General features: G+C 38.6%; 15 protein-coding genes and 1 tRNA gene. 9 read left to right on the plus strand and 7 right to left on the minus strand.

Annotated elements, in window-relative coordinates; all coding sequences use genetic code 11:
• Window positions 1-4: 4 nt before the first annotated feature.
• Window positions 5-997 carry a ketol-acid reductoisomerase gene (gene ilvC / locus CXY28_RS01235; RefSeq protein WP_100979213.1) on the minus strand — a complete coding sequence of 331 codons (993 nt, stop codon included), beginning with the start codon at window positions 995-997 and terminating at the stop codon, window positions 5-7.
• A gap of 87 nt (window positions 998-1,084) precedes the next feature.
• Window positions 1,085-1,161, minus strand: a tRNA-Arg gene (locus tag CXY28_RS01240).
• A gap of 84 nt (window positions 1,162-1,245) precedes the next feature.
• On the opposite strand from CXY28_RS01240, the gene CXY28_RS01245 reads away from it, so the two are divergent.
• On the plus strand, window positions 1,246-2,028 hold the full coding sequence (locus CXY28_RS01245; protein WP_024117865.1) for an NAD+ synthase: 783 nt from the start codon (window positions 1,246-1,248) through the stop codon (window positions 2,026-2,028).
• Window positions 2,025-2,963, plus strand: a complete 939-nt coding sequence (locus CXY28_RS01250) for a tetraacyldisaccharide 4'-kinase (RefSeq protein ID WP_100979214.1) — start codon at window positions 2,025-2,027, stop codon at window positions 2,961-2,963. Before CXY28_RS01245 ends, CXY28_RS01250 begins: the two co-directional genes overlap by 4 nt.
• Here the strand turns inward: CXY28_RS01250 and pseH are convergent.
• From pseH to flgH, 4 genes are read right to left on the minus strand one after another with little or no spacing between them, the layout of a single operon-like run.
• A complete protein-coding gene (gene pseH, locus CXY28_RS01255; protein WP_015643955.1) occupies window positions 2,896-3,438 on the minus strand; it encodes a UDP-4-amino-4,6-dideoxy-N-acetyl-beta-L-altrosamine N-acetyltransferase in 543 nt (180 codons plus the stop codon). The genes CXY28_RS01250 and pseH overlap by 68 nt on opposite strands.
• Complete coding sequence (locus tag CXY28_RS08595) at window positions 3,435-4,307, minus strand: CMP-N-acetylneuraminic acid synthetase (RefSeq protein WP_232779967.1); 873 nt, start codon at window positions 4,305-4,307, stop codon at window positions 3,435-3,437. Before CXY28_RS08595 ends, pseH begins: the two co-directional genes overlap by 4 nt.
• A complete protein-coding gene (gene pseF / locus CXY28_RS08600) occupies window positions 4,298-4,981 on the minus strand; it encodes a pseudaminic acid cytidylyltransferase (RefSeq protein ID WP_157819735.1) in 684 nt (227 codons plus the stop codon). The genes CXY28_RS08595 and pseF overlap by 10 nt, the downstream gene beginning before the upstream one ends.
• Before the next feature lie 17 nt (window positions 4,982-4,998).
• Window positions 4,999-5,712: a flagellar basal body L-ring protein FlgH gene (gene flgH / locus CXY28_RS01265; protein ID WP_100979215.1), complete on the minus strand. Its 714-nt coding sequence runs from the start codon at window positions 5,710-5,712 to the stop codon at window positions 4,999-5,001.
• A 129-nt stretch (window positions 5,713-5,841) separates the two neighbouring features.
• On the opposite strand from flgH, the gene CXY28_RS01270 reads away from it, so the two are divergent.
• The gene (locus tag CXY28_RS01270) at window positions 5,842-6,579 is read left to right on the plus strand and encodes an outer membrane protein (RefSeq protein ID WP_165568030.1); all 738 of its coding nucleotides are present in this window, start codon (window positions 5,842-5,844) and stop codon (window positions 6,577-6,579) included.
• Window positions 6,580-6,585: 6 nt separating this feature from the next.
• On the opposite strand, the gene CXY28_RS01275 is transcribed toward CXY28_RS01270, so the two are convergent.
• The gene (locus CXY28_RS01275; RefSeq protein ID WP_024117858.1) at window positions 6,586-7,128 is read right to left on the minus strand and encodes a phospholipase D-like domain-containing protein; all 543 of its coding nucleotides are present in this window, start codon (window positions 7,126-7,128) and stop codon (window positions 6,586-6,588) included.
• 143 nt (window positions 7,129-7,271) lie between these two features.
• On the opposite strand from CXY28_RS01275, the gene CXY28_RS01280 reads away from it, so the two are divergent.
• The 6 genes from CXY28_RS01280 to CXY28_RS01305 all read left to right on the plus strand — a co-directional run.
• Complete coding sequence (locus tag CXY28_RS01280) at window positions 7,272-8,675, plus strand: hypothetical protein (RefSeq protein WP_100979216.1); 1,404 nt, start codon at window positions 7,272-7,274, stop codon at window positions 8,673-8,675.
• The gene (gene gmk, locus CXY28_RS01285) at window positions 8,668-9,288 is read left to right on the plus strand and encodes a guanylate kinase (RefSeq protein ID WP_000551230.1); all 621 of its coding nucleotides are present in this window, start codon (window positions 8,668-8,670) and stop codon (window positions 9,286-9,288) included. The genes CXY28_RS01280 and gmk overlap by 8 nt, the downstream gene beginning before the upstream one ends.
• A gap of 70 nt (window positions 9,289-9,358) precedes the next feature.
• Window positions 9,359-9,598 carry a twin-arginine translocase TatA/TatE family subunit gene (gene tatA / locus CXY28_RS01290; protein WP_100979217.1) on the plus strand — a complete coding sequence of 80 codons (240 nt, stop codon included), beginning with the start codon at window positions 9,359-9,361 and terminating at the stop codon, window positions 9,596-9,598.
• A 2-nt stretch (window positions 9,599-9,600) separates the two neighbouring features.
• Window positions 9,601-11,226 (plus strand): arginine--tRNA ligase, encoded by a 1,626-nt coding sequence (argS, locus tag CXY28_RS01295; protein WP_100979218.1) that lies wholly within the window; start codon window positions 9,601-9,603, stop codon window positions 11,224-11,226.
• A 60-nt stretch (window positions 11,227-11,286) separates the two neighbouring features.
• Window positions 11,287-12,042 (plus strand): HugZ family heme oxygenase, encoded by a 756-nt coding sequence (locus CXY28_RS01300; RefSeq protein ID WP_100979219.1) that lies wholly within the window; start codon window positions 11,287-11,289, stop codon window positions 12,040-12,042.
• Between the two features lie 274 nt (window positions 12,043-12,316).
• On the plus strand, window positions 12,317-13,754 hold a 1,438-nt coding region (locus CXY28_RS01305), incomplete at its 3' end, for a SabA family sialic acid-binding adhesin (protein ID WP_100979220.1).

Genomic DNA, 13,754 nt, shown 5'->3' on the forward strand with positions numbered 1-13,754 from the left:
TGATTTATTTTTTATGGTTGAATGGGGCGCGTAAAATTTCCCCAATTTGTTCTATTTTAGTCTCTTTAAGGGCTTTCCTCTCTGTGTTTAACCTGGGGTAATTCAAGCTCTTTTCCAGTAAAAAATCCTTAGCGAATGCGCCGTTTTGAATCTTTTTTAAGATTTTTTGCATGCGTTTTTTTAGCAGATTTCCCATAGGCTCTCTAGCTTTAATCGCCCCGAATTCAGCGGTGTTAGAAATGTGTTTCCTTAAGCCCTCTACCCCCTTATAATGCAATAAATCCGCCACCAATTTCACTTCATGCACGCATTCAAAATAGGCTAATTCTTCAGGGTATCCTGCCTTGATCAAGGTTTCAAACCCCATTCTTACAATCGCTTCTAACCCCCCACACAAAACCGCTTGCTCGCCGAATAAATCGCCCTCGCATTCTTCTTTAAAGCTCGTTTCTAAAACCCCCATTCTCCCTCCGCCCATCGCTTTGGCGTAGCTTAAAGCCACCGCTTTAGCGTTATGAATTGAGCTTTCTTGCTCTATGGCGATCAAATGGTATAAGCCCTTATTTTTAAGGTATTCTTCTCTTAAAGCACTCCCTGGCCCTTTTGGCGCGACTAAAATCGCGCCCACGCCTTTTGGAAGAATGACTTGATTGAAATGCACGCTAAAACCATGAGCAAAGCCCACAATTTGCCCCTCTTTTAAAAAAGGGATCACTTCTTTTTCTAACACTTCCTTATGCAATTCATCCGGGAGTAACGCCATGATCACATCAGATTGTTGGACTAATTCTTTGACTTCTAGCACCTCAAAGCCCTCTTTTTTTGCTTTTGAAACGCTCAAACTCCCTTGATACAAGCCAATACGCACCTTCACTTTAGAGTCCCTCAAATTGAGTGCTTGGGCTTCTCCTTGCACGCCATAGCCAATAATGCCCACTTGTAAGGATTGGATAACGCCTAAATCAATGTCTTTATCATAATAAACGGGTAATGCCAAAATCAAATCTCCTAGCGTGTTTAAGCAAGTATTTATTTTACCATAATGGGAGCGATAATGTTTAAAAACATGCAGAATGTTAAAAAATGGTGTGCTCGGAGGGATTCAAACCCCCGACCTACAGGACCGCAACCTGTTGCTCTATTCAGCTGAGCTACGAGCACATTTAAAGAAGTGAAACGATGATTATAGCAAGAAAAGCTAATTTTTCACTTAAACGATGCGTTTTTTCTATTATAATTTAAGGCATGCAAAAAGATTACCAAAAACTCATCGCTTATCTATGCGATTTTTTAGAAAAAGAAGTTCAAAAAAAAGGCTTTAAAAAAGTCGTTTACGGGCTGAGTGGGGGGCTAGATAGTGCGGTCGTTGGGGTGCTGTGTCAAAAGGTTTTTAAAGAAAACGCCCATGCCCTTTTAATGCCCTCTTCAGTCTCTATGCCAGAAAGTAAAACAGACGCCCTGGATTTGTGCAAAAAATTTTCTATCCCTTATACAGAATATTCTATCGCTCCCTATGACGCCATCTTTGGCTCTCATTTTAAAGACGCAAGCCTTACTAGAAAGGGGAATTTTTGCGCAAGATTGCGCATGGCTTTTTTATACGATTATTCTTTAAAAAGCGATTCTTTAGTCATTGGCACGAGTAATAAAAGCGAAAGGATGCTAGGCTATGGCACTTTATTTGGGGATTTGGCGTGCGCGATTAACCCGATTGGGGAATTATTTAAAACCGAAGTTTATGAACTCGCTTGCCATTTGAATATCCCTAAAAAGATTTTAAACAAGCCCCCTAGCGCGGATTTATTTGTAGGGCAAAGCGATGAAAAGGATTTGGGCTATCCTTATAGCGTGATCGATCCTTTATTAAAAGATATTGAAGCGTTGTTTCAAACAAAACCCATTGATGCAGAAACGCTCACTCAATTAGGCTATGATGAAATTTTAGTGAAAAACATCATAAGCCGTATCCAAAAAAACGCCTTTAAATTAGAATCACCCACCATCGCTCAAAAATTTAACCCTAAATGAAAAGCGATAAACCCTTTTTAGAACGCTATTTTTATGACCCCACTCTTTTGCAAAAGGGGTTGATTTTCGCGCTCTATCCTTTTTCTTTGATTTATCAAGGCATTGCCACCCTTAAACGAAGAATCGCTAAAAAACATGATTTTAAAATCCCCCTTATCAGCATCGGCAACTTAATCGCTGGGGGGAGCGGTAAAACGCCCTTTATTTTAGAGATCGCTCCAAGATACCAAGAAGTGGCGGTTGTCTCTAGGGGGTACCAACGGGATTCTCAAGGCTTAGTGGTGGTGAGCGTTAAAGGAAACATTTTAGTTCCTCAAAAAACAGCGGGCGATGAAGCCTATCTTTTGGCCTTAAATTTAAAACAAGCGAGCGTGATTGTGAGCGAAAAAAGAGAGCTAGGCGTTTTAAAAGCCCTTGAATTAGGGGCAAAAATCGTGTTTTTAGACGATGGTTTTAGGTTTAATTTCAACCAGTTCAATTTGCTTTTAAAGCCTAAAATCCCCCCCTACTACCCTTTTTGTTTGCCTAGCGGGTTGTATAGAGAAAGCATTAAAAGCTATAAAGAAGCCCATTTAGTCGTTACAGAAGATAAGGATTATAAAAGAATCACCTCTATCACTAACCCCACCAAGCGCATGCTTTTAGTAACGGCTATCGCTAACCCTAGCAGACTTGATGCGTTTTTACCCAAAGAAGTGGTTAAAAAATTGTATTTTAGAGACCATGCCCCTTTTGATTTGGAGCTTTTAGAAAAAGAGTTTTATCAAAATAACGCTACTTCCTTATTGGTTACTTCAAAAGATCTTGTCAAATTACAAGATTGTAAATTGCCTTTAAGCGTATTGGATTTAAAACTAGAAATTTGCCCTAAAGTTTTAGAAAAGATTGACCATTATATTTTTTCTTATCCTTGTAATACAAAAGAACATCTATAAATTCCTTATCTTTAGAGATAAAGCCTTTCAGACGCCCCTCTAACTCATAATGGTTTTTTTCATAAAAAGCGATCGCTTTGAAATTGTTTTCCATCACTTCTAAGTGCAAAGAATGCAATTGGAACTCTTCAAAAGCGATAAATTCTAAGGCTTTTAAAATCGTTTCTCCCTTATTTTTCAAAAAAGGGTTTTTATAAATCCCCAAATACCCATGCTTATGAAAAAAATTGATTTTAGTGATAGAGCCAACCCCTAAATAAACGCCCTCTTCTTTAAACAAAAAATAGCGGTGGCTAGGCGAATTTTTTAAATCTTCTATGAATTGCAAATGCGTTTTTAAAGAAATATTAGCGCTATACATCCATAAGGCAGTGTTAGGGTGGTTACGAAACTCTAAAACCAACAGCTTTTCTTCATCGTTTAAATTAGTAAAATCAATCGCTTGGATATTTCCATAAGAATAATTTTTTTTCAAATTTCTAAAAACTCCCTTAATGCACTCTCTAGCTCACTCCCAAAGGCCAGGTTTTTTGCCCAGGCTTGATTTTTTTGAATTTGTAAATTTTCAAAATCTCTAGCTAAAGTTTTTAAACTCGTTTGTTTGAAGATACCTGAATTTTCAAATTCTTGGCTCTGAATGATTTGATTAGAAGCAATGGGAAGGATAAGAGAGGGCGTTTGAGAAAGGGCTAATTCATAGAGGGTTTGGCCTGCAGCGCTAATGGCGCAAGCGCAAGATTTCATCAAAGAACTGAACTCCAAAGGGTTTAAAGGGCTGTAATAATGCGTGTTTTTGGGAGGATTTTTAGGGATATAAGGTGAAATGATGTGCAAATTCACATTCTTATTTTCTAAAATTTTGACTATCTCTTTAAGCGTTTTTTGCTCGCTCCCCCCTAGAGTGATCAACACTTCTTTATTTTCTGTATTAATAGGGCGCTCATAGACAAAGCGAATATCAACAGGGTAAAACCCCACCCCCAAATAATACTGATAATCTTTTGATAAATGATGGTAGTGTTTTAAGGCGTTCAGCGTGAAATTCATGATCTTGGTATTTTTGGGGTAAAACCCCTTAGCATGCTCTTTATCTTCTATGACCATAAGGCTTTTGGCTTTTTCTTTTAAAAGGTAAAAATCTTTTGAATTTAAACAATAGCTGTCTGCAATCAACAAATCATCATTGCCAACGCCCTCTAAAAAAGCGTTTATATTATCTTGCTTGTGTAAATAAAGGCTCGCTTCAACCCCTAATTTTTCTATAAAAGAAAGGATTTTTTCACAACGCCTCACATGCCCTAAACCGCTTGTTACAAACGCATCGCACAAAATTTTTACTGGCATGCGTTTTTCAAACGGCTGTATTTGAGCTTGGCTAATTCTAAATCTTCTAAAGTGTCAATATCTTGGACTTCTAAGGGCGATAATTCTAAAGCGATAGAATTTTGACTAAAAATAGGCCGCATTTCTTTAAAGGCTTGAGCCTTCCCCATATAAAGCAACCCTGCGTCATGATAGAGCGTTTTTAAATCTTGCGTGCGCGTGTTTGAATGCTCTTTAAAAGCCATTTGAACGCCGTTTTCAAGGCTAAAAGAACGATAGGGAGAAGCGCTAAAGGGAGAGCATGTGAAAACATAATCCGTATTTTCTTTTAAAGTTTCAAAAGCGTTTTTTAAATGTTTTTCTTGTAAAAGCGCTGAAGTGCCATACAAACAACACGCAATGTCTTCATCTTTTAACTCTAATTCTTTCATGTGATAAGCCATCACTTCTAAAGTCGTGGCTTTATCGTCTGCTAAAACTTTAGGGCGCAAATTCAAAAAACTCGCCCCATAATTTTTAGCTAAACTCACATACTCCATGCTATCGCTAGAGATAAACACCTTTTCAAAGAGCTTGGAATTTAGTGCTGTTTCAATAGGGTAAGCGAGCATGGGTTTATTGAAAAAATCAATAATATTTTTATTCTTGATCCTTTTACTGGAACTTCTGGCTAAAACAATAGCGATCGCTCTCATGCTAGGCTTTGCTCTTTTTAATAAGGCATTTGGGTTTCCATCGCATCAGCAGCGAATTTCTTTTTATTGGAATCGCTCAAATGCCCTAAATTCGTGTATTCAATCTTAGCGTCGGCTAAAAACTTGGATTGGATGGTGTTATTCCTTTCAATATCATAAGGGCGGATCACCCCGCTCACCTTAAGGATTTGCTTTTCCCCATCCACTAGCACTTCCTTATTCCCATAGATGAAATAATTCCCATTTTCTAGCACTTTAATGATTCGAGCGCTCAACACGATCTCTAAATCTTCACTCTTTTTTTGCGAACCACCGCCTTTAAAATTCGTGTTATTGCTGGATTTGGTAAAATTGTAATTATTCTTATCGTCTAAATACTCCGCTTCTTTTTTCTTTCTTTCATCTAGCCCGTTATAAGTGAGTCTTGGAGGCGTGGAATTACCCCCTGAAGCGCTTTTATAATCTTTAGAGCTGGAATAATTCGCACTCGCTTTTTCAGAAACAATGATTGTGATCAAATCGTTAGGCTTCATCGCCCTCCTATCCGCAAATAAAGGGCGCTCGCCCTGCCCAAACAAACTCCCTAATTTGTTCAATTCAGGGATAAATTCTTTAGAGGGGGTTTCTTCTACATAATTGGGAGGGTTAAAATCAATTTTTGGCTCATTGGCTGATGCCATGCTGAATGCAACGCTAAACGCAACAGCCCCTAAATAAAGCACTTTTTTCATCCATTAGCCTTACTTGAGTTATTTTAAGCCTTGAATTATACTCTCTTATAAAGAATAAATGCTTAATTTTGAGTAAGTTGTTGTAAAATTTAGATCTTTATAATGAAACTTAACTTGCAGGAGATAAAATTGAGAACCTTGTTAAAAATGTTAGTTGGCGCAAGCTTGCTGACACACGCCTTAGTAGCTAATGAAGAAAGTGCAGCGCCTTCTTGGACAAAAAATTTGTATATGGGAGTCAATTACCAAACAGGTTCTATCAATTTAATGACTAATATCCATGAAGTTAGAGAAGTGACTAACTATCAAACCGGTTACACCAATGTAATGACTAGCATTAATAGCGTTAAAAAACTCACCAACATGGGATCTAATGGGATTGGATTAGTCATGGGTTATAACCACTTTTTCCATCCGGATAAAATCTTGGGCTTGCGCTATTTCGCTTTTTTAGACTGGCAAGGCTATGGCATGAGATACCCTAAAGGCTATTATGGCGGCAATAACATGATCACTTATGGCGTGGGCGTGGATGCGGTGTGGAATTTCTTCCAAGGGAGTTTCTATCAAGATGATATTAGCGTGGATATTGGCGTTTTTGGGGGGATTGCGATTGCGGGGAATAGCTGGTATATTGGCAGTAAAGGGCAGGAATTGTTAGGCATCACTAATAGCAGTGCGGTTGATAACACCTCTTTTCAATTCCTCTTTAACTTTGGTCTCAAGGCTTTATTTGTAGATGAGCATGAATTTGAAATCGGCTTTAAATTCCCCACCATTAATAACAAATACTACACCACTGACGCGCTCAAGGTTCAAATGCGTAGGGTCTTTGCCTTTTATGTGGGGTATAATTACCACTTCTAAAAGGCTTTAAAACCCAACGCAACTCCCTAACATCTTTTGATAATAGCTCTTGGCTTTGAGGATTGTCTCTGTGTCATCGGTTTTTAAAAGCACTTCGTAATTGTTTTCAAAAGCGTTTTTGCTCCAATTCGCTGAGCCTAAAAACACGATCTTATCATCAATGATCGCTACTTTTTGGTGCATGATGCCGTAATAATTCCCGTTTTTAGCCTTAAGCCCTTTCAATAAGCACACTTTCGTGTTAGGGTATTTGTCTAAATAGCCAATAGTGGATTGCTTGTTATTATGATTGCTTTCATAATCATAAATGATTTGCACCTTAATCCCCCTACTCGCTACGCTTTTAATGGCTCTTGCAATATCTCTGTGCGTGAAACTATAAATAGCGATTTTCACGCTCTCTCTAGCGTTACTAATGCCAGAAATTAAAGAATTGAGAGCCTCTCTTTGCTCATAAGGTAAGACAAACAAGCTGTTTTTAGCTTGCAAAACCCCTAAACAGCCCACTAACACACCCATGCCAACGATTTTTTTAAACTTGTTGAACATCAAATGATCCTTATTTTAAACTACACTCTATGATAAAAACAACCAACCAAGTGGATTTTTGATTATAATAAAAGATCTAAAAAAAGCGATAAAAATTGATAGGCTTAAAGAAGCGTTTCTTAATAAAATAAGGAGTCCCTAAAATGAAAATGATTCTATTCAACCAAAACCCCATGATCGAAAAACTGCTTGAGAGTGTTTCTAAGAAATTAGAATTATCTATAGAAAATTTTAACCACTATCAAGAGCTATCCGTGCACCTTAAAAAAGATCCAGAATGGCTTTTGATAGCCGATGATGAATGTTTGGAAAAACTAGACCAAGTGGATTGGCTAGAATTAAAAGAAACCATCTCTCAAAATAAAAACAGCGTGTGCATGTATAAAAAGGGCAATGAAGCGCAGCCCTTTTTAGAGGGCTTTGAGATGAAAATCAAAAAACCTTTTTTACCCACTGAAATGTTGAAAGTCCTTCAAAAAAAGCTAGGTTCTAACATAAGCGAGCTAGAGCCTAGCCAGAATTTAGACCCAACTCAAGAAGTTTTAGAAACCAATTGGGACGAGTTAGAAAGTTTAGGCGATTTAGAGGCCCTAGCCAAAGAAGAGCCTAACAATGAAGAGCAACTACTCCCCACTTTAAACGATCAAGAAGAAAAAGAAGAGATTAAAGAAACGCCCCAAGAAGAAAAGCCTAAAGATGATGAAACGCAAGAGGGTGAAACCCCTAAAGATGAAGAAGTTTCTAAAGAGTTGGAAACGCAAGAAAAATTAGAAATCCCTAAAGAAGAAACGCAAAAAGAAGTTAAGGAAGAGATCAAAGAAGAAACGCAAGATTCCCCAAGCGCGCAAGAATTAGAAGCCATGCAAGAATTAGTCAAAGAAATCCAAGAAAACTCTAACGGCCAAGAGAATAAAGAAAAAACGCAAGAAAGCGCAGAAATTCCACAAGATAAAGAAATCCAAGAAGTTGTTACCGAAAAAACCCAAGCACAAGAATTAGAAATTCCTAAAGAAAAAACGCAAGAAAGTACAGAAGCTCTCCAAGAAACCCAAGCACAAGAATTAGAAAAACAAGAAAACGCAGAAACGCCCCAAGAAAAAGAAAAACAAGAAGATACAGGAACACCGCAAGAATTAGAAATCCCCCAAGTGCAAGAAAAAGAAACCCCACAAGAAGAAACCCAAGAAACCCAAGAAAAAGAAATGCCACAAACCCAAGATGAAAAACCCCAAGAAGACCATTACGAAAGCATTGAAGACATTCCTGAGCCGGTGATGGCTAAAGCGATGGGGGAAGAATTGCCCTTTTTAAATGAAGCCGTTGCAAAAACCCCCAACAATGAGAACGACACAGAAACCCCTAAAGAGAGCGATATAAAAATCCCGCAAGAAAAAGAAGAAAGCGATAAAACTTCCAGCCCCCTAGAATTGCGCTTGAATTTGCAGGATTTATTAAAAAGCCTGAATCAAGAGTCCTTAAAAAGCCTTTTAGAAAACAAAACCTTAAGCATTAAAATCACTTTAGAGGATAAAAAACCTAATGCATAATGATTTTAATTTACTCATCCTTTCAGGCCCTAGCGGAGCGGGTAAAAGCACCCTTACAAAGTATTTGCAAGAAAAAATCCCCAAAACCCATTTTTCCCTTTCCACCACCACGAGGAAACCCAGAGAGGGCGAAGTTGATGGCTTGCATTATAATTTTGTCAGCGAAGAAGAGTTCAAACAAGGCATAGAAAAAGGGCAGTTTTTAGAATGGGCGATCGTGCATAACCACTACTATGGCACTTCTAAAATCCCTGTAGAAAAAGCCTTAAAAGAGGGCAAAATCGTCATTTTTGATATTGATGTGCAAGGGCATGAGATCCTTAAAAAGCATTACCCTAACGCATGCTCAGTCTTTATTAGCACCAAAAACCAAGAGATTTTAAAAGAGCGCTTGCTTTTAAGGGGGACGGATTCTAAAGAGACGATAGAAAAACGCTTGATCAACGCTTATAAAGAAATGCAGTGCTTGGAGAGCTTTGATTACCTCATCATCAATGAAGATTTAGAAAAATCCAAAGAAATCATCTTAAGCATCGCAAAAACTTTAGTCCATCGCTTAAAAGCGTTTAATTTTGAAAAAATATGCAAGGCTTGGAAAAACGAAACCTTATAAAACCTATCAATTATTTTTTAAAAAAGCTATAATTCAAACAAAAACCAACCAATAGATTAAGGAGTAAAATATGGGTGGATTCACAAGTATATGGCATTGGGTCATTGTTTTATTAGTGATTGTGTTGTTATTTGGGGCTAAAAAGATCCCAGAGTTGGCTAAAGGTTTAGGCAGTGGGATTAAGAATTTCAAAAAAGCCGTGAAAGACGATGAAGAAGAGGCTAAAAATGAGCCAAAAACCCTAGACGCTCAAACAACGCAAACCAAAGCGCATGAGAGTAGCGAGATTAAAAGCAAACAAGAAAGTTGAACATGCACACTCTCATTAAGGGCGTTTTAGAAGAGATTTTAGGAGAAGAAGTCATTATTGAATACCCTAAAGACAGAGAGCATGGGCATTACGCTACGCCCATTGCTTTCAATCTCGCCAAAGTTTTTAAAAAATCGCCCCTAGTTATCGCTGAAGAGTTAGCCCTTAAAATCAGCACGCATGAAAAAACTCAAGGGCTTTTTGACAGCGTAGTGGCTTGTAAGGGCTATATCAATTTCACGCTTTCTTTAGATCTTTTAGAGCGTTTCACCCAAAAGGCTTTAGAATTAAAAGAACAATTTGGTTCTCAAATTAAAAGCGAACGTTCTCAAAAAATCTTTTTAGAATTTGTTAGCGCTAACCCCACAGGGCCTTTACACATAGGGCATGCTAGAGGGGCGGTGTTTGGCGATAGTTTGGCTAAAATCGCTCGCTTTTTAGGGCATGAAGTTTTGTGCGAATATTATGTCAATGACATGGGATCTCAAATCCGCTTGTTAGGGCTTTCTGTATGGCTCGCTTACAGAGAGCATGTTTTAAAAGAAAGCGTAACTTATCCGGAAGTTTTTTACAAGGGCGAATACATCATAGAAATCGCTAAAAAGGCGAACAACGATTTAGAGCCAAGCCTTTTCAAAGAAAACGAAGAGACGATTATTGAAGTTTTAAGCGGCTACGCTAAAGATTTAATGCTTTTAGAAATTAAGGATAATTTAGACGCTTTAGGCATTCATTTTGATTCCTATGCGAGCGAAAAAGAAATTTTTAAACATAAAGATGCGGTGTTTGAACGATTAGAAAAAGCGAACGCCCTTTATGAAAAGGATTCTAAAATTTGGCTCAAATCTTCACTCTACCAGGATGAAAGCGATCGGGTGCTCATTAAAGAAGATAAAAGTTGCACTTATTTAGCCGGCGATGTTGTCTATCATGATGAAAAATTCAAGCAAAATTACACCAAATACATCAACATTTGGGGGGCAGACCACCACGGCTATATCGCTAGAGTGAAAGCTAGCCTTGAGTTTTTGGGCTATGATTCCAACAAGCTTGAAGTCTTGCTCGCTCAAATGGTGCGCTTGCTCAAAGATAACGAACCTTACAAGATGAGTAAAAGAGCGGGTAATTTCATTTTGATTAAAGATGTGGTTGATGATGTGGGTAAGGATGCTTTAAGGTTTATTTTTTTGAGCAAACGGCTTGATACTCATTTAGAATTTGATGTCAATACTTTAAAAAAGCAAGACAGCTCAAACCCCATTTACTATATCCATTACGCTAATTCGCGCATCCACACCATGCTAGAAAAATCGCCCTTTTCTAAAGAAGAGGTTTTGCAAACCCCTTTAAAAAATTTAAACGCTGAAGAAAAGTACCTGCTTTTTAGCGCTTTAAGCTTGCCTAAAGCGGTTGAATCTTCTTTTGAGGAATACGGCTTGCAAAAAATGTGCGAATACGCAAAAACTCTCGCCTCAGAATTCCACCGCTTCTATAACGCTGGCAAAATCTTAGACACCCCTAAAGCTAAGGAGCTTCTAAAAATTTGTTTAATGGTGAGTTTGAGTTTGACTAACGCTTTCAAACTTTTAGGCATAGAGATAAAAACCAAAATTTCCGCTAAAGATTAAGCTAATATTTAATTTTTTGTTATAACATTCCCCTTATTTTTTGAAACTAAGGAGAATATTATGCTTAATCGTATTATAGAGCACATGAACGCTCACCATGTAGAAGACATGAAAGGTTTGTTGAAAAAATTCGGGCAAGTCCATCACGCTGAAAATGTCGCCTTTAAAAGCGTGGATTCTCAAGGCATTGTGATTGGTTATAACCACAATCAAACCTTAAGGATTGAATTTAACCACGAAATTAAAGACCCCAAAGACTATAAAAATGCGATCATTGAATTGTGTCAAAGCGTGGAAAAAACCCATGATTTAAAAGGCGTGGAAGAAGAAGTTAAGGCTTTTAAAGAAGGCTTTGATTCTGTTTGTTTGGCGACCTTACACCCTAATGGGCATGTGGTATGCTCTTATGCGCCTTTAATGAGCGATGGCAAACAATACTACATTTATGTGAGCGAAGTGGCTGAGCATTTTGCCGGCCTTAAAAACAACCCCCACAATGTGGAAGTGATGTTTTTAGAAGACGAAAGCAAGGCTAAATCAGCTATTTTGAGGAAACGCTTGCGTTATAAAACCAACGCTCGTTTTATTGAGAGAGGGGCGGAGTTTGACAAAGCGTTTGATTCTTTCATTGAAAAAACCGGTGGCGCTGGGGGCATTAAAACCATTCGCGCCATGCAAGATTTCCATTTGATCGCATTGGATTTCAAAGAAGGGCGTTTTGTGAAAGGCTTTGGTCAAGCTTATGACATTTTAGGCGACAAAATCGCTTATGTTGGGGATAAAGGCAACCCACACAATTTCGCTCACAAGAAATAAACTTTCTCACCCATAAGGGGCAAACGCCCCAAAAGAGTGCTTTTTAAAGAGGTTATGGCAAAATCAAGCTCTTTAGTATTTAATCTTAAAAAATGCTAAAAGCCTTTTATGGGCTAACACCAAACAAAAAGCGCCACAAAAAGCGCTAAAAAGTAAAAAATCACAAAATTTTCTCAAAATGACAAAAAAAAAAAAAACGCTTTTACGCTATAATTCACCCCATGCATGTTCAATGCATCAAATTTCAAACCAATTTTAATGAAGGAGAAATGTCATGAAAAAAACCCTTTTACTCTCTCTCTCTCTCTCGTTTTTGCTCCACGCTGAAGACGACGGCTTTTACACAAGCGTAGGTTATCAAATCGGTGAAGCCGCTCAAATGGTGACAAACACCAAAGGCATCCAAGATCTTTCAGATCGTTATGAAAACTTGAGCAACCTTTTAACCCGATACAGCACCCTAAACACCCTCATCAAATTGTCCGCTGATCCGAGTGCGATTAACGACGCAAGGGATAATCTAGGCTCAAGCTCTAGGAATTTGCTTGATGTCAAAACCAATTCTCCGGCGTATCAAGCCGTGCTTTTAGCATTAAACGCCGCGGTGGGGTTGTGGCAAGTTACAAGCTACGCTTTTACTGGTTGTGGTCCTGGCAGTAATGAGAGCGCGAATGGAGGTATCCAAACTTTTAATAATGTGCCAGGACAAAATACGACGACTATCACTTGCAATTCGTATTATGAGCCAGGAAGGGATAGCACTATATCCACTGAAAATTATGCGAAAATCAATCGAGCCTATCAAATCATTCAAAAGGCTTTGACAGCCAATGGATCTAATGGAGATGGTATCCCGGTTTTGAGTAACACCACCACAAAACTTGATTTCACTATCAATGGAGACAAAAGAACGGGTGCCACACCAAATGAAAAATTAATATACCCATGGAGTCATGGGAAAGCTATTTCAACAGCGTGGAATGGAGGAACATCAACATCAACCTCAGAAAGTATCAACACAGAAAATAACGCTCAAGAGCTTTTAAAACAAGCGAGCATCATTATCACTACCCTAAATGAGGCATGCCCAAATTTTCAGAATGGTGGTAGCGGTTATTGGCAAGGGATAAGCGGCAATGGGACAATGTGCGGGATGTTTGCCAATGAAATCAGCGCGATCCAAGGCATGATCGCTAACGCGCAAGAAGCTGTCGCGCAAAGCCAAATCGTTAGTGAAAATGCGCAAAATCAAAACAACCTGGACACTGGAAAACCATTCAACCCTTACACAGACGCTAGCTTCGCTCAAAGCATGCTCAAAAACGCTCAAGCCCAAGCAGAGATTTTAAACCAAGCCGAACAAGTGGTGAAAAACTTTGAAAAAATCCCTAAAAACTTTGTATCAGACTCTTTAGGGGTGTGTTATGAAGTGCAAGGGGGTGAGCGTAGGGGCACCAATCCAGGTCAGGTAACTTCTAACACTTGGGGAGCCGGTTGCGCCTATGTGGGGCAAACCATAACGAATTTAAAAAACAGCATCGCTCATTTTGGCACTCAAGAGCAGCAAATACAGCAAGCCGAAAACATCGCTGACACTTTGGTGAATTTCAAATCCCGATACAATGAATTAGGGAATACTTACAACAGCATCACCACCGCGCTCTCAAAGGTTCCTAACGCGCAAAGCTTGCAAAATGTGGTGAGCCAAAAGA

The sequence above is a fragment of the Helicobacter pylori genome (assembly GCF_002832345.1).
In the GTDB taxonomy this organism is placed as follows: domain Bacteria; phylum Campylobacterota; class Campylobacteria; order Campylobacterales; family Helicobacteraceae; genus Helicobacter; species Helicobacter pylori_CP.